12 protein-coding genes and 7 pseudogenes are annotated in these 15,310 nt (G+C 69.0%); 10 read left to right on the forward strand and 9 right to left on the reverse strand.

Annotated features, from left to right (window positions below; translation table 11 throughout):
• Positions 1 to 155: 155 nt before the first annotated feature.
• The gene (locus tag IPN47_23655; protein ID MBK9410986.1) at positions 156 to 470 is read right to left on the reverse strand and encodes a hypothetical protein; all 315 of its coding nucleotides are present in this window, start codon (positions 468 to 470) and stop codon (positions 156 to 158) included.
• A 576-nt stretch (positions 471 to 1,046) separates the two neighbouring features.
• Here IPN47_23655 and IPN47_23660 point away from each other — a divergent pair.
• The 8 genes and pseudogenes from IPN47_23660 to IPN47_23695 all read left to right on the forward strand — a co-directional run bounded on the left by IPN47_23660 (position 1,047) and on the right by IPN47_23695 (position 7,399).
• A pseudogene (locus IPN47_23660) lies at positions 1,047 to 1,600 on the forward strand (SGNH/GDSL hydrolase family protein).
• Positions 1,601 to 2,143: 543 nt separating this feature from the next.
• Positions 2,144 to 3,517 (forward strand): erythromycin esterase family protein, encoded by a 1,374-nt coding sequence (locus IPN47_23665; GenBank protein MBK9410987.1) that lies wholly within the window; start codon positions 2,144 to 2,146, stop codon positions 3,515 to 3,517.
• Between the two features lie 67 nt (positions 3,518 to 3,584).
• Positions 3,585 to 3,972 (forward strand): annotated as a pseudogene (locus IPN47_23670) (DUF1801 domain-containing protein).
• Positions 3,973 to 4,092: 120 nt separating this feature from the next.
• Positions 4,093 to 4,761: pseudogene (locus tag IPN47_23675) on the forward strand (UPF0182 family protein).
• 43 nt (positions 4,762 to 4,804) lie between these two features.
• A complete protein-coding gene (locus IPN47_23680; protein ID MBK9410988.1) occupies positions 4,805 to 6,241 on the forward strand; it encodes a UPF0182 family protein in 1,437 nt (478 codons plus the stop codon).
• A 25-nt stretch (positions 6,242 to 6,266) separates the two neighbouring features.
• Positions 6,267 to 6,659 (forward strand): UPF0182 family protein, encoded by a 393-nt coding sequence (locus IPN47_23685; protein MBK9410989.1) that lies wholly within the window; start codon positions 6,267 to 6,269, stop codon positions 6,657 to 6,659.
• Positions 6,629 to 6,940, forward strand: a complete 312-nt coding sequence (locus tag IPN47_23690; GenBank protein MBK9410990.1) for a hypothetical protein — start codon at positions 6,629 to 6,631, stop codon at positions 6,938 to 6,940. Before IPN47_23685 ends, IPN47_23690 begins: the two co-directional genes overlap by 31 nt.
• A 119-nt stretch (positions 6,941 to 7,059) precedes the next feature.
• Positions 7,060 to 7,399: pseudogene (locus tag IPN47_23695) on the forward strand (PadR family transcriptional regulator).
• A gap of 1,314 nt (positions 7,400 to 8,713) precedes the next feature.
• Here the strand turns inward: IPN47_23695 and IPN47_23700 are convergent.
• Positions 8,714 to 9,599: pseudogene (locus IPN47_23700) on the reverse strand (HAD hydrolase-like protein).
• Positions 9,600 to 9,675: 76 nt separating this feature from the next.
• Between IPN47_23700 and IPN47_23705 the strand changes: the two are divergent.
• Positions 9,676 to 10,290 (forward strand): annotated as a pseudogene (locus tag IPN47_23705) (DUF2238 domain-containing protein).
• Here IPN47_23705 and IPN47_23710 read toward each other — a convergent pair.
• Complete coding sequence (locus tag IPN47_23710) at positions 10,278 to 10,550, reverse strand: hypothetical protein (GenBank protein ID MBK9410991.1); 273 nt, start codon at positions 10,548 to 10,550, stop codon at positions 10,278 to 10,280. The pseudogene IPN47_23705 and the gene IPN47_23710 sit on opposite strands and share 13 nt — an antisense overlap.
• 137 nt (positions 10,551 to 10,687) lie before the next feature.
• Between IPN47_23710 and IPN47_23715 the strand changes: the two genes are divergently transcribed.
• Positions 10,688 to 11,176 carry a hypothetical protein gene (locus IPN47_23715; GenBank protein MBK9410992.1) on the forward strand — a complete coding sequence of 163 codons (489 nt, stop codon included), beginning with the start codon at positions 10,688 to 10,690 and terminating at the stop codon, positions 11,174 to 11,176.
• A gap of 106 nt (positions 11,177 to 11,282) precedes the next feature.
• Here the strand turns inward: IPN47_23715 and IPN47_23720 are convergent, their stop codons facing one another.
• The 6 genes and pseudogenes from IPN47_23720 to IPN47_23745 all read right to left on the reverse strand — a co-directional run bounded on the left by IPN47_23720 (position 11,283) and on the right by IPN47_23745 (position 15,310).
• A complete protein-coding gene (locus tag IPN47_23720; GenBank protein MBK9410993.1) occupies positions 11,283 to 11,525 on the reverse strand; it encodes a hypothetical protein in 243 nt (80 codons plus the stop codon).
• The gene (locus IPN47_23725; GenBank protein MBK9410994.1) at positions 11,522 to 12,811 is read right to left on the reverse strand and encodes a hypothetical protein; all 1,290 of its coding nucleotides are present in this window, start codon (positions 12,809 to 12,811) and stop codon (positions 11,522 to 11,524) included. The genes IPN47_23720 and IPN47_23725 overlap by 4 nt, the downstream gene beginning before the upstream one ends.
• Before the next feature lie 22 nt (positions 12,812 to 12,833).
• Positions 12,834 to 13,580, reverse strand: a complete 747-nt coding sequence (locus IPN47_23730) for a DUF1501 domain-containing protein (GenBank protein MBK9410995.1) — start codon at positions 13,578 to 13,580, stop codon at positions 12,834 to 12,836.
• A 33-nt stretch (positions 13,581 to 13,613) separates the two neighbouring features.
• Entirely contained in the window at positions 13,614 to 14,249 is a 636-nt protein-coding gene (locus IPN47_23735; protein ID MBK9410996.1) for a hypothetical protein, read from the reverse strand.
• 10 nt (positions 14,250 to 14,259) lie between these two features.
• Positions 14,260 to 14,781 (reverse strand): DUF1800 family protein, encoded by a 522-nt coding sequence (locus IPN47_23740; protein ID MBK9410997.1) that lies wholly within the window; start codon positions 14,779 to 14,781, stop codon positions 14,260 to 14,262.
• Positions 14,709 to 15,310, reverse strand: a pseudogene (locus IPN47_23745) (DUF1800 family protein). The gene IPN47_23740 and the pseudogene IPN47_23745 overlap by 73 nt, the downstream one beginning before the upstream one ends.

Below are 15,310 nucleotides of genomic sequence, written 5' to 3' on the forward strand. Positions count from 1 at the left end.
AGCGCAGGAACAGGCGCAACCGGCCGTCATCGGTGGTGGCGATCGACGACTCGGCCGGGGTGGCGCCGCACGTCAACGACGCCATGACGCTCCGTGCGAACACGAGCCCACCATTTGTCGCCGCCTCCGAAAATGGGCTGCGCCCCACCTGCACGTCAGAAAGCCGAAGCCCCCGCGACCGCCACGCCTGCGGCGGCTCCAACGGCCATGAGGGCGGCCACTAGGACGATCCCCACCGCCGGCCGTGAGGATCGCGCATTGCGGCGGCCGAACTGATCGCCGTACCGCGCGGCGAACTCCGGGACGCTGCGGGTCGCCGATGCGACGACGTCGCCCCGAGGCGAGCTGGCGAGCTTGATGTTGTCGGTCGAAACTCGGCGCCTCGTGTCGCGATACAGCTTCTCGGCTTCCTCGATGGCTTCCTGTAGCGCTCTCGAGCGGGAGAGGTTCAGCGTTCGCAACTGCGACACACCACCCAGAGCCGTCCACGCGCCGGATCGAACGCCAGGCGTTCGCCGACGAGGAAACGTCTCGATCGATTCGTTACGGCCGAGCGGTTTATTGCAGAAGATGCAGGTCGAGAACATGGGGATGGGGTGGTCGCGTGCTGCAAACTACGTGGGGAGGGGGGCGGGGTTCAGGGGAGGAGCCGGGGGGCTGGAGGGCAGAATGGGTGCGGATTCGAGCCGGTCTGGTTCGCCCGCCCGGTTTCCGCGCAGGCGCGCTGCCCCTGAGGTCGCCTCGACCCTTGTTGACGGTCTCCGAGCGTGTCAGGTTCGGGCCCGGGGAGCGCGCCGGCTCCGCCGGCCCAGTCGCCTCTCGTCCCGCCAGGCATGCTGCCCTCTCGTGTTCTCCTCCTGTCCTCGGAGCCCTGCTCGTGCTGTCGCCCGACTCGTCCGCGGCCCAGGCGTCGTCGCAGCCGTCGCCCTCCCCAAGGCGCACCGCCGACGGGAACGCCTGCGGGCCGACTGGGCCAACCGCGCCGCTACCGCGCTGACAACGCCGTCCTCTGGCGCTCCGCCGCTGGCGAGCAGCGCGTGGTCTTCATGGGGAACTCGATCACCGAGGGGTGGGCGCGCCTACTTCCCGCACGATGTTCCCCCGGCAAGCCCTATGTCGGCCGGGCATCGGTGGGCAGACGACGCCGCAGATGCTCGTGCGCTTTCGGCAGGACGTGATCGCACTCAAGCCTGCAGTAGTGGTGATCCTCGCCGGGACCAACGACATCGCCGGCAACACCGGGGCGTCGACGCTGGAGATGATCGAGGACAACCTGGCGTCGATGGCGGAGCTGGCGCAGGCGAACGGGATCAAGGTCGTGCTGTCGTCGGTGCTCCCGGTTTTCGACTATCCCTGGCGTCCGGGGCTCGAGCCGGCGCCGAAGATCGTCGCGTTGAACGCGTGGATGAAGCAGTACGCGGCCGCGCACGGGGCGGTGTACCTCGACTACCACTCGGCGATGGCCGATGCGCGGCAGGGGATGCGCGCCGACCTGGCTGGCGACGGAGTGCACCCTAACGACAAGGGGTATGGACTGATGGCGCCGCTCGTGGAGCGGGCGATCGCGGAGGCGCTGCGTGGACGTCAGGAGGCTCGCTGAGACGAACGCCGAGAGCGCCGGGCACGCCGGGCCTGATCGGGTGTAACAGCGCGATGCCCGGACGCTTTTCAGCCTTCGCCCCACCGGACGGAGTTTCGTGATGCGCACACTCACGCGTCTGATCGCCGGATCGTTCGTCAGCGCGGTGCTCGCCGCCTGCGGGAGCGACCCCGCCGAACCAGGGACGAAGGACCCGGCAGCCGTCACGCCAGACTTCCAGCGCGGCGTCGGGTCGCCATGGGCGGGGGCGAGCGTTGGAAACGGCCACGAGTTCGGGCTCGATCTCGCCGTGAGCCGCAACGGCCGGTCGGCCTATATACGGTCGACCACTGCGCGTCCCGACACCGGGCAATTCGGTTTTGTCTCGCAGGCGATTTCAGCCGCCGGCTATCGCGGCCGGCGGGTGCGCCTCTCGGGCTACGTAAGGGCCGACAGCGTCGCGGGGCGAGGCGCCGGACTCTGGATGCGTATCGATGCGCCAACGCGCACCGTCGGCTTCGACAACATGATCGGGTATGGCCGAGCGATCCTCGGGAGCAGCACGTGGACCAACCACTCGATCGTGCTGGACGTGCCGAACGACGCGGTGGGGATCACGATCGGCGTGCTCCTGTCGGGGAGCGGGGTCGCCCGACTGGACGACGTCTCGTTCGAGGTCGTCGACGCGAGTGTGCCGACCACCGGAGTGCCGGCATCGCCGTCTGCCCCGTTCGACAGCGTGGCGGTCGTAGAGTACTTCGAGCGATTGGCGCAGGCCCCGGAGGACCTGGACTTCGAGGGGACCGGCATCCCGTTAAACCTGACCGTCGACTGGCTCAAGTCGGCAGCACGACCGTTCGCCACGGAGATGGCCGGGTCGGGCACGGCAGATCTCGCCGAACTTGGTCGCATCATCGGCGGGGCGCGCGGGCCCTCGAGCGCTACATCACCACCGGCCAGGGTGATCCGGCGAAGCTCCTGGCCGGACTCTACTTCTGGACGTGGAACACGCAGGAGGTGCTCGACTTCATCCAGTGGATGCGCACCTACAACGTGCGTGCAGGGACGCCGCGCATCCGCTTCTTCGGCTTCGACATGCAGTTCCCGCACCAGGCGCTGGACAGCCTCCCGGCCATGCTGGGTCGCGTGAGCGCGTCGGCGCAGGCACAAGGAGCGGTGGCCGTGCGCTGTTTTGACGGCGTGCGCGACGGCGCGCGGCGGTTGAACAGCGCGCCGTATGCGGCGCTCCCTGTGGCACAACAGGAGTCGTGCGCGGCGGGCCTCGCCGCGCTCGCCGACACTGCGCGCGCATCGCGCCGGGTGGAGCGCGCAGCTTGGCGAGGATGCCGCGTGGCTCGAGCAGTACATCACCCTGGGCCAGCAGTGGAGCACATGGCGCGCACCACCGACGCGACGCAGCTCTTCAACCGTCGCGACCGGGCGATGGCCGACAACGTGCTCTGGATTGCCGGTCGTGACCCGCAGGCGCGACTGTTCGCGTGGGCGCACAACGGACATGTGAGCCGGCGCCCCAACACCATGGGGCGTCACCTCGCCAACGCCCTTGGCGACCAGTACCGCAACGTCGCCTTCACGTTCGGCAACGGACGCTTCAACGCGGTGACACAGCTCGCCAGCGGCGCGTTCGGTCAGCTGCAAGTGCAGACGATCAACGGCCCCGACGGGGGATTCACGCTCGAGGGGATGCTCAACGCCACGCTGGAACCGCATCTCATTCTCGACACGCGCAAGGTCCTGTCGGGCGAGACCGGCACGTCGGTCCTGAATCGGCGTCCGGTCTTCATGCGGTCGATCGGCTCGGTGTACTCGCCCACCAATCCACTCACGTACTACGAGCGCGTCCTGTTGCCGCAGGACTACGACGGGATCATCTGGTTCGTGAACACCCGCGAGAGCCAGCTGCTGCCGTTCAACTAGGGCGGGAGGGGCGGGGGGCGATCGTCACCCTTGCGCGCCACGCCGTCCGCGTCCCCGATGATCACGCATGGCTGAACCCAAGACCACGCGCACCACCGCCAGCGTCGCCGCCTTTCTCGCCGCCATCGAAGATCCGAAGCGGCGCGCCGATGCACTCGCCGTCAAGCGCCTCATGGAGCACGCATCCGGCGAAAAGGCCGCGATGGGGGGACCGCGATCGTCGGCTTCGGGAGCTACCACTACGTGTATGCCAGCGGGCAGGAAGGCGACTGGCCGTCGTGGCCTTCTCCCCGCGCAAGCAGAACCTCGTCCTCTACATCATGCCGGGGTTCGATCGTTACAGCGAACTCATGGCGCGACTGGGGAAGTGCAAGACGGGGAAGTCGTGCCTCTACCTCAACTCGCTGCGCGACGTGGATGTGAGCGTGCTCGAGGAGCTGGTGCGTGCGTCGGTTCGTCACATGGCGACGAGCAAGGGGGCCGCCGCGGCGACGCGGGAGACCTCCGGCAAGACGACCAAAGCGGCGGCGAAGCGGTCGACCAAGACGAAGTAAGCGACCGCGCGCGATTCGCCGATCCGGCGCGCCCTTGTCCTTGCCGCGCCCGGTGGTGATGCTGAAGGCAGTTGCTGCGCCCAGCCCATTGCTCCTCCCACCCAGGCGCGCCGTCCTCCCGACACCCTGAGGTGTCACGTGCGTCGAGGCAGAGCTCCCCTGGTGATCGCCGTCGCGATCGCCTTCCTCCTGTTCATCGTCGTTCCCGCCGCGAGCGGCTTCTTTGCCGATCTCTGGTGGTTCCGCGAGATCGGCTACGACGTCGTCTTCGTCCGCACCGTCACCACTCGGCTGCTGCTCTTCCTCGTGGCGGGCGCCGTCGGGAGCGCGACGTTGTACCTCAACCTGTCGATCGCGCAGCGGGGCGTGGTCCCCGAGCCGGTCATGGTTCGGATGGGCGAGACGGTGGCACCCGTCGATGTGGCGGGGGCGACGCGTCGGCTGCGCCTGCCGATCTCCATCCTCTTCGGCATCGTCTTCGGGCTGGGCGTAAGCGCCACGTGGCAGGTGCTGCTCCAGTGGCTGCACCGCACGCCGTTCGACGTCGCCGACCCCGTCTTTTCACGCGACATCGGCTACTACGTCTTCTCCCTCCCGGCGCTCTCGGTCGCGTTAGGGATGATCAGCACGCTCGCCTTCGTCTCCCTCCTGGCCACGGTTCCGACCTACTTCTTTCGGGGCGACGTGGTCGTCTCGCCGCGACGCCTGCGCATCGAACCGTCGGCCGGCGCACCTGGCGATTCTCCTGGCGGTCCCCTTCGTGGTGACGGCGCTTCGCCTCTGGTTCGTGGACAGCGCCGAGCTGCTGTACTCCACGACTGGTCCGCTGGTGGGGGCGAGCTACACCGACCTGCACGCGACGCTCCCCGCCATCCGCGTGTCGGCGATCGCCGCCCTTGCCGCCGCGGTGGTCGTGCTCGTGGGCGGCGCGCGGCGGATGCTGGGGTGGTACGGCGTGCTCGCCGTCGGCGGCTACGTGTCGGTGGCCATCCTGGGACGCGGGATCGTGCCGGCGATCATGCAGAAGTTCGTCGTCGCCCCCACGGAGCTCACGCGCGAGACCCCCTACCTGGAGCGCCACATCGCCGCCACGCGACGCGCGTGGGGGATCGACAGCGTACAGTCGCGCGACCTCGAGGGGGTCCCGACGCTCACGCTCGCCTCGCTGCGCGCCAACGCGGCCACCATCGAGAACGTGCGCCTGTGGGATCGGGCGCCGCTGCTGCGAACCTTTGGCCAGCTCCAGGAGATCCGTACGTACTACGACTTCGTGTCGGTCGACGACGATCGGTACTGGATCGATGGCAAGTACCGCCAGGTCCTCCTCTCGCCGCGCGAACTCAACGCACAGTCGCTGCCCACGCGCACGTTCATCAACGAGCACCTGACCTTCACCCATGGCATGGGGCTCACGATGAGCCCCGTCAACCAGGTCACCACGCAGGGGCTCCCCGTCCTGCTCATCCAGGACCTTCCGCCGGCGACGACCGGGTCGCTCAAGGTCTCGCGCCCGCAGATCTACTACGGCGAGCTGGCCCAGGATTTCGTCTTCGTGGGGACGCGGCAGAAGGAGTTCGACTACCCCGCAGGGGAGGCCAACATCTACACCGCGTATGCCGGCAAGGGCGGCGTCCCGGTGGGCGGCCTCTTCCGGCGCATGCTCCTGGCGCTCCACTTCGGCAACTCGAAGGTCCTGCTCTCGGGCGACATCACCAGCGAGAGCCGCGTGCTGTACCACCGCAACATCGTCACGCGCATCCGCAAGGCGCTCCCCTTCCTCAAGCTCGACCGCGAAACCTATATCGTGGTCGCCGACGATGGAACGCTCAAGTGGATCCAGGACGCCTACACCACCTCATCCCGCTATCCCTACTCGTTTCGGTCGCCGGACGGCGTGACCTACATGCGCAACAGCGTGAAGGTCGTGATCGACGCGTACGACGGGACGGTCACCGCCTATGTCAGCGCCCCAACGATCCGTTGGTGCGCACCTGGGCAAGGTCTTCCGGGGATCTTCGTCCCCATCGACAGCATGGCGAAGGACCTGCGCGCGCACGTGCGCTATCCCGACGACATGTTTCGCGCCCAGACCGCGCTGTATTCGACCTACCACATGGACAAGCCCGAGGAGTTCTACCATCGGGAAGACCAGTGGCAGTCCCGGTGGTGACGCGCCCCGACGGGCGGTCCCCTTCATGCGGCCGACATCATCATGCGCCTGCCTGACGAGCCCAGGCGGAGTTCATCTACACTGGCCGTTCACGCCGCGCGGGAAGGACAACCTCGCGGCATGGATGGTGGCGCGCAACGACGGTGCGGAGTACGGAAAGCTGCGCGTCTACCGGTTCCCCCGGCAGTCGCTGGTGTTCGGCCCACGACAGATCGAGAACCGCATCAACCAGGACACCGAGATCGCACGGCAGGTCTCGCTGTGGGACCAGCGCGGGTCGGAGGTCATTCGCGGCGACCTGCTCGTTATCCCGATCGATCACGCGCTCCTGTACGTGCAGCCGCTCTACCTCCAGGCCGAGGGGGCCGCATCCCCGAACTCAAGCGCGTGCTGGTCGCCTACGAGAACCAGGTGGTGATGCGCGAGACGCTGGAGCTGGCGCTCCAGGCGCTCTTTGCCGGCGGGGGCGATGCGCCCATCACGCAGGCGGTGCCGGTGACCGGTGCCGTGGCGCAGCGCCCCGCCGCAGGGGCCGACACGGTGGCCGGCACCGCGAGCGCCGAACTGCAGAGTCTCGTGGTGGAGGCTCGGCGACGCTACCAGGCGGCGATTGAGGCGCAACGCGAAGGCGACTGGAGCCGCTATGGCGAGGAGATTCGGCGACTGGGCGAGTTGCTGGAGCGCATGGGGCGCAAGTGAACGCGGGCGTGGCGGGTCGTCAGCGCCGACCGACGAACCATCGCGACGGCGCGCCGCGCCACCGTTGCGTGCTCGCCGGATCCCCGCTACCGTCATCTTGGCATCCAATAGGACGGCGCATGCCGGGGAAGCTCGACATCAAGCAGGGGACCCTCGCCCTCATGATCCTCAGGACGCTCGACGTCCTGGGACCGCTGCATGGATACGGCATCGCGCGCCGCATCGAAGAGACGAGCAGGAACCGCCTCGCCCTCAACTACGGCACGCTCTATCCCGCCTTGCTCAAGATGGAGCAGGAAGGGGCTATCGCCGCTGAGTGGCGTCCGTCGGAGAACAACCGGCGTGCGAAGTACTACACGCTCACCCCCGGGGTGAAAGCTGCTCGCGCGCGAGACACGCGAATGGATTGAGACCGCCGACCTCATCGCCGCCTTCCTCAACCTCCGGCCGGAGTCCTGAGGCGGTTCGTCCGTCTCGAGCTCGCGCGGACGCGTGATCCAGAATGCCTGTGCAGCGCGGCGGCTTTTCTCCCTGGTGGCGCGGCGAAACACGGATGTCGAGTGTCGCGTAGCAGAGGTAGAATGCGCCATTCACGGGCATGCGACGACTCGGCGTGAGATCCTCGATGTGATACCCTGTCTGCTGGCGACCGTTGCGGCACTGTCATTCACCACACTGGCGCGTGGGCAGTCGCCCGCCCCCACGCGCATTCGCCTGAGCCGCGACACCGTCGTCGCCGGGATTCGTTGCGGTCCCACCGGTCGCGCCTACGCTGCACTGCACGCCAACGGGCACGCTGGAGGAATGCCCGCTCGCGGCCGACTCGCTCGTCGAGGAACCTGCTGGCCAAGGAGCTGGATTCGCCTTCACCCCTGGAGGGCATCCTCGACGGCGCATGGTTGCTGCGCGACGCCCAGCTGCAAGGCATTCCCTGCAAGGGGACCGGCTACAAAGGGGTGGGCGGTGCGATTTCATCCGGACGGTCGGCTCGCGCTCTGCTATCTCTCGCGCGAGGCGACCATCGACACCATTCCCTGCAAGTCCGGGGCGTTCATCAGCGAACTGTCCGGATCGACGCAGGTCATGCTGCACCATAACGGCAAGCTGCAGTCGTGCCGGGTGGCGCGCGACGTGACGTACCGAGGGGTGGCACTCAGGGAGAGGAAGCGTGTGCGTCTCTCCCCGATGGCGCGCTCGTCGCCGCCCCGGCATCGCCGGGCGCATGACCGGCACCCAGCCGTCGCCCGACCGTGTGCCGATCGCCATGCGCGGCTGGCTGCGGGCGACGTCGTTAGGTTGGCTGCTCGGCGTCCCCTGCATCCTCGTGTTGGCGCTCGTTGGCGAGGCGATCGAGATCGGGGGGGCACAGGTGCTCGTCGGCCTGGGGATGGGGATCGCGGTGGGGCTGCTGCAGGGGCGGGCAATGCGCCCCGTGCTCGGAGGTGCGTGGCCGTGGGTGGTGGCCTCGGGGGTGGGACTCGCGCTTCCTTTTCTCATTGCCGATATCGCTGCCCTTCGGGAGTGGGAGCTGCGCTACTCGCTGCAGTGGTGCGTCACGATCGGCGGGGTGATCGTGGGGGCGTGGCAGGCGCTGCTCCTTCGCGCGCGAGTGCACGGCACCGCGTGGTGGCTCGCGGCGAGCGCCCTCGGCTGGACGCTCGCCGGTACGGCGCGCGCGGCCGATGCGCTCACGGGCACAACGTCGGCGCGGGATTGCCGGTGCGCTGCTCTTCCTGGCGATCGTGGCGGCAGGAGGCGTCGTGCTGGGGCTCGTCACCGGGGCCGCGCTCCCTCGCCTGGTACCGCGGGGATCAGGAGGGCGGGTCGCTGCGGAAGGTTAGGGAGGTGCCGAGCTAACGCGTCGACGTGCACCACCGCGCGAGGTCGTCCAGCGTGACCTGCTCGTCGCCGTCGGACGCGTCGTCGTCCGGCACGAGCGCCGGCGTCCATCCGCGGCGCGTAGCAACCGGGCCCCAACGGCGGTCGCCCCTTCGATCGGCGTGTCCGCGGTAGATGCTGCGCGCCACGACCACCGGCACCGCCCCTCGTGCCGACGCGACGCCGGCCGGGGGAATCCTCGATGGCGACCGCCTCGTGCGCCTCCACCCCAGCAGCTGCAAGGCGCGCTGGCCACACCTCGAGGTCGGGCTTCTTGTGCGTCACGTCCTCGCCGCCGAGGACGGCGGCGAACCAGTCGCGCCACGCAGCGCCCAGGTGCTGCGAGAAGAGCGCGTCGATGTTGGCGCGGCTGGTGGTCGTGGTGATCGCCATCGGCACGCCGCGGGCGCGACACTCCTCGAGCAGGGGGCGCACACCGGGGCGAAACGAGATCCCCCCCTGGGCGAGCCGCGCCGCGTAGGCGACGTTCTTGGCCGCGTGCAGGGTGCGCGCGAGCGCCTCACGCTCCGCGAGGTCGGCAGGCGCATCGGGGCGCGACGCCATGTCGTGCAGCAGGCGCTCGCGCCCGCCGGCAATCGCCAGCAGTGCGCCGTAGTGCTCTACGCTCCACCGCCACGAAAATGCCGTGCGCCTCGAACGCCTCATTGAAGGCGACGCGATGCCCGTCGCGTTCGGTCTCGGCGATGGTGCCGTCCACGTCCCAGAGAGGACGGCCTTGAGCACTGTCGTACGGCGAGGTGAGGCGGTCATGCGGTGAAATCAACTAGCCTCTCACGTGGCGCGCCACCAACTTCCGTGGGCCGTCGCCCCACGCCCCCTCAGCCGCAACGCCCCTCATGACCGATCGCACGCTCGTCCTCACGCTCGGCGTGGTGCTCGCCATCCTGCTCGCCTGGTCGGGGATTGCGCCGTACGAGCGCAGTACCTGGCTCATGGAGGTGGCGCCGATCTTCATCGCCGTCCCGGTCATGGCGTACTCGTACCGCCGCTTTCCGCTGACGCGACTGCTCTACGTGATGATCTTTGTGCACAGCGTGATCCTGCTGGTGGGCGGGGCATTTACGTATGCGCGCGTCCCCTTCGGCTTCTGGATGCAGGAGGTGCTTGGGATCGACCGCAATCCGTATGACAAGATCGGGCACTTCGCGCAGGGCTTCATCCCGGTGCTGGTCGCGCGCGAGGTGCTGTCGCGCGGTGGCTACGTTAGGGGAAGAAGATGCTGACCTTCATCTGCATCTCGATCGCCATGGCGATCAGCGCCTGCTACGAACTGGTGGAGTGGGGGCGGCGCTGGCGCTGGGGCAGGGGCCGAGGAGTTCCTCGGGACGCAGGGCTACGTGTGGGACACGCAGTCGGACATGTGGTATGCGTTGCTGGGGGCGAGCAGCGCGTTGCTGCTGCTCTCACGCCTGCACGATCGCGAGATCGCTCGGCTCGGTCAGCGCAGGTAGCGCCGCGCCACCTGCTCCAGCCGGTCGTCCTTGGCCGTCTCGGCCTCGACGAGGATCTCCTCGACATACGCTCGCAGTGTCGGCTCGCCCCACAGGTAGCCGGTAGCCCGCTCGGCGAGCTGCGTCTCGTTGACGCGCGCGGCCTCGAGCAGCGCGCGCGCCGCGGCTCGGTCGTAGCCCGGGTCGTCCCGCTCGGGGAAGGTCGTAGTGGCGGCGGGCATCTCCCCTTCCGCGTCGTCTCTCAGGAATGCGCGCGACATGTGCGGATCGGCTCTCGTGTGCGCCGTGGCGACTGGTTGCCCGGAAAGGTAGCGCCGGTGCGGGGTGGAAACCCTCCCGGGCCTACACGTGTCGAACCTCCGACGTCGATCCTTTCAACCTTTCGGAGCCTTCATCCATGACGCCACTCGTTCGGGCCGCCCTCATCGCCGCGGCCGTGATCGCCCCTGCTGTTTCAGCCGTCCCGTCGCAGGCGCAGGGCGCCCCCGCCCTCGTTGGCACGTGGACCCTCTCGTACGAGCGCGGGCGCCGAATGGAGAACGGTGTCGTGACGCCGATCATGGGCGAGTCCAGGTTCGAGGTCGCCCAGTCGGGCGACTCGCTCCTCGCGACGCTGGCCCCCGGGGCGCGCCCCGATGGCACGATCCCGCCCCCCGCCACCTTCGGCGGTCGCATCGCCGGCGACTCGGCGGTCTTCGTGCAGAAGCAGAAGGCCACCTTCAACATGAACGGGGAAGAAACGACCCGCGACATCTTCCTCACGTGGGTGCTGCGGGCGAGCGGCGAGACGTTGACCGGGACGCTGGCGCGCGAGATTCCCGGCATGGAGGCTGCGGGCGACATGATGGCACCCTCGCCGGTGAAGGGCGTGCGGGTCAAGCGTTAGGCGGCTCCGCGCGTCGTCCCCCGTGGTCAGCGCTGCACCAGCTGCGGCCTGGACCAATCGATGTCGGCGGGGACGCCTTCGAAGACCTGGAGGCGTCCCGCCAATCCTACGGCTTCACCTCCACCACCCCGCTCATCCCGGGGTGGATGGTGCAGTCGTAGAGAAAGGTCCCCAAAGGCGGAAAGGTGCGCGAGACATCCGGGTCGTTGGTGATGTTGATGTCCGCCGGGGCCCCCGCCGCCGCGCCGAAGATCACGTTGTGCGGCGTCGCGCCGAACCGCCACGTCACCGTCCCGCCGCGCGCGAGCTGCACGAGCAGGGGGACGAAGACGTTGCCGGGCATCGTCACGAGCACGGACGAGGAAAGCCGGCCGGGTCGACGGTGAGTGAGAGCGCAGCGGTGACCCGCTGCGTCCCGCTAGGCACGGTGATGGCGACGGACGTGGTACCGGCCGCTGTCGGTGTACCGTCCACGAGACCGGCAGGTGACAGCGAGAGTCCGGCGGGGAGCGGCGCCGCTGTCGATCTACCAGGCGTTGCCTCCCACGCCACCGGCGCGCCTGCAGCTGCACGGTGTAGCGCTCCCCGACTTTCGCGTTGGGGAGCGCCGTGGTCACGATGCGCAGCGTGGGCGGCAGCACACGCAGCGTGTAGCCACGTTCGGCGCTCAATGGACCACGCTCGGCGCGCACGCGAATGGTCGCGTCGCCCAGCGGACACGCCTAACGTCGCATCGGAGAGCGCCGTCGTGGTGATGACCAACGGGGGCGGGACGACGGTGAGGGTGAAACCGGTCGTACTCGTCACCGAGCCACTGCTCACCTTCACCGACAGCGACTGCGTCGCCACCTGCAACGGCATCCCCGACAGTCGCCCCGCCGCCGTGAGCGTGGGGCTATCGGGAGCGTCCCGCCCATCAGCTCCCAGCTGTACGTCCCCGTCCCCCGGTCGCGGCCAGGGGAGACGTCGTACGGCACACCAACCGTCGCTTGCGGGAGCGCGGCGCTGGTGGTGATCACGACCGGCGGCGTCACGGGGACGACAGCCTTCTCGTCGCCCCCGCAGCCCGGCAGGGCCACGACGAGCGCGACGACGAGCGCGCTGCGCCAGACGGCGCGCAGGCGACGCATCGCCGCGCTCGACCTCACCATACGGCGAGGATGTAGTAGTAGTCGCCCTCGATCCCGTTGATGATGGTGATCCCGGGTGTCGGTGTACCGATCCCGGTGACGCCACGGTAGGTGTCGCTCGCCGAGACCGGGACCTGCGCCACCGAGATCCAGAGTCTGCTGGTTGGTGCTCCACGTAGCAGGCAATGAACGGCAGCGTGTTGTTGGCCACAGCGCTCGCGGGCAACGGCATGGTGAAGGTTCCCGACGCGTCGAAGCGCCCGGTGGCCTGCATGCGGTTGGCGGTCGGCCCGGCAGGTCCCTGCGGCCCGGGGGCCTGCGGGCCGGTTGCACCTGCCGGTCCCTGCGGCCCGGTGGCGCCGGTGGGTCCGGCGGCCCCGGTGGGACCCGTCGCCCCGCTCGGCCCTGCAGGGCCGGCAGGCCCCGCGGGGCCCGTCGGGCCCATCGCCCCCGCGGGGCCCTGGCAGGCGGCAACGATGGCCGCGACAAGGAGCGAACGCAGCACGGGAGAAACGACGGACGAGGCATCAAGCGAGTCCTCCGGCGCGCGCGCCGGCGTGGTGACAAACGATGGAGAGGAAGTCCGGCAGGTGCATCAGGCGCCCGGCCCCTGCCGCAGCAGGCTCCGGCGGCGCGGGAGGGCGCTGGCCGGCGCGGCGGCCCCCGTGGTGGTGATCCCGCGCTCCACCGGGACGTAGCCGGGGAAGATCGTCGTGAGGTTGGGGTTCCCCAGCCGGTACTTCACGATCTCGGCGAGCAGGTCGCGATGGTCGATGGTGACGCAGGTCCTGCCCGTCCTCGAGCTGGGCGCGCTGCAACCCGGGCCACTGCGCCATCACGCGACCGCCGGCAATCCCCTGGCCCATGAAGAAGGCGACGCTGGCCCGCCCGTGGTCGGTCCCCTGCGAGCCGTTCTCGCGCGCATTGCGGCCGAACTCGGAGAAGACGACCACCGTCACGTTGTGGCTGCCGGCCCCTTGCATCACGTCGGCCCAGAAGGCGCCGAGTGAGTTGGAGAAGTCCTGCATCAGGGTGTGCATCGTCCCCGACGTCGGCCCCTGGTTGGCGTGCGTGTCCCATCCGCCGATGTCAGGTGCGCCGCCTCGAGCCCGGCATCGCCCTTGATGATCGCCGCCAGCGCCCGCAGCCCCTTCCCGAAGTCGGTCTGCGGATAGACCGCGCCGTTGGCGGGAACGTACTGCGAGAAGCCGATCGCCTTGAGCAGGTTCACTGTGCGCAGCGCGTCCTTGGCCGAGTCGCGCACCGGGGCCCAGCCGCCGGCGAACATGCGATCGAGGACGCTGTCGTCAGGCGCGTAGTGTCGGTAGTTCTCCGGCTGCGGAATGGGGAGCGTCTTGGGGGCCCCGGTGAGCGTGAGGCGCGTCCCCCCCCACCCTAACGGATCGCGCAGTGGCGCCGTCGGCTTCAGCGGCGCCGAGGTGAGCAGGTGCCGCGCCAGCCACCCGGTGGCGATCCGTAGTCGGCCGGCTTCCCGGCCTCGAGGTATGCTCGGCCTCGAAGTGCGATCGCGAGTTGGTCGCCGACTGCCCCGTCGCGTGCACGATGAGGAGCTGGTTGGCCAGGTAGGCTGGCCGCAGCCCCGCCATCCCCTGCGGCAACATGAAGAAGTTGTCGAGGGCGATCCCGCGCTGCTGCGAGGCGGCGTCGGGGCGAGGGATGGCGATGGTCGGGCGCCCCGAGTAGTACGCGGCGTCGCCGAACGGGGCGACGAGCGAGAGCCCGTCGGCGCCGCCGCGCATGAAGATCGAGACGATCACGTCGCGCGAGCTGTTGGCAGACTGCGCCCAGCGCACCTCCGGGAGCCACCCCGGCATCCCCGAGGGGAGGGCGAGGGCCATGACGTTCAACCCGGCGGTCACGAAGCCGCGTCGCGACAGCTCGCGGTACTCCTGACAGCCGCACTCGTCGTGTGGATCGGTCATGTCCCTGGGCTCAGTAATACTGGAAATCGGGGGAGCAGGCGGCGTAGTACACGGCCTGCTGCACTCGGCTATTGGACGTTGGGTTCACCTGCAGCCAGCGCGTGAGTTCGGTGGACAGCGACATCGTCATCTCGCCGCCGAACATGCGCCGGTTGATCTCGGCCACGACCCCCGCGGTGGTCGGCAGCTGCATGAAGGGCGTGGGAGAGAAGCGCGGATACTGCCCCACCTGTCCCCAGTTGCCCACCACCGACGACATGGCATTCCAGCGGTTGACCATCAGCCCCGCCCAGTACTCGGCGCGGTCGGGATAGCCGTCGGGGGTCTGCCAGGCGAAGATCTGGTGCGCCAGGTCCCAGAGGGAGCCGCTCACCCCCTCCCAGTTGTTCCAGTCGCTCCACGGATCGACCGTCACCCCGGTGGTGCGCAGCGCCGAGACGTAGTAGTGGAACGGACGCTTCAGCTTAGCCCGGGGCGTTTGCGAGGTTGTTGCGCGTGAGCACGGCGCGCAGCATCGCCTTGATGTCGCCACCGGTCGCGGTGTACGCGGCCGCGACGGCGTTGATCTGCGTGTTGGTCGGGTCGGGACGAATGAACCAGCGCAGCAGCTTGGTGGCGATGTGGCGCGCGGTCGCCGGATGGTTGATGAGGAACTCGGCGAACGTCATCGCCTCGTCCATCCCCGCCGTCCCCCGCCTGCGGACGCGCCGGAAGTCGACCCCCATGACCGTCTTGGCGCCGGAAGTCGTGATAGTCGGCGCGATACAAGAAGTTGCGGTTACCGTCGATGGTCCAGCCGGTGAGGACGCGGGCGAGTTCGTGCACATCCTGCTGCGTGTAGCCCCCGTTCCACCCCACGGTGTGCAGCTCCATCAGCTCGCGCGCGTAGTTCTCGTTGACCCCACTTGGTGCTCCACACTGGTCGAGGTAGATGAGCATCGCCGGGGCGCATGCTGGCGCGCACCATGTCGCCGAAGTTGCCTAACGCGTGCTGCCGGATCGTCGCGGTAGTCGACCAGCCGGGGCGGGGAATTGGCGATGTTGAAGTGGTCGGTCCAGAA

Source organism: Gemmatimonadota bacterium, from assembly GCA_016719105.1.
Taxonomy (GTDB): Bacteria; Gemmatimonadota; Gemmatimonadetes; order Gemmatimonadales; family Gemmatimonadaceae; genus SCN-70-22.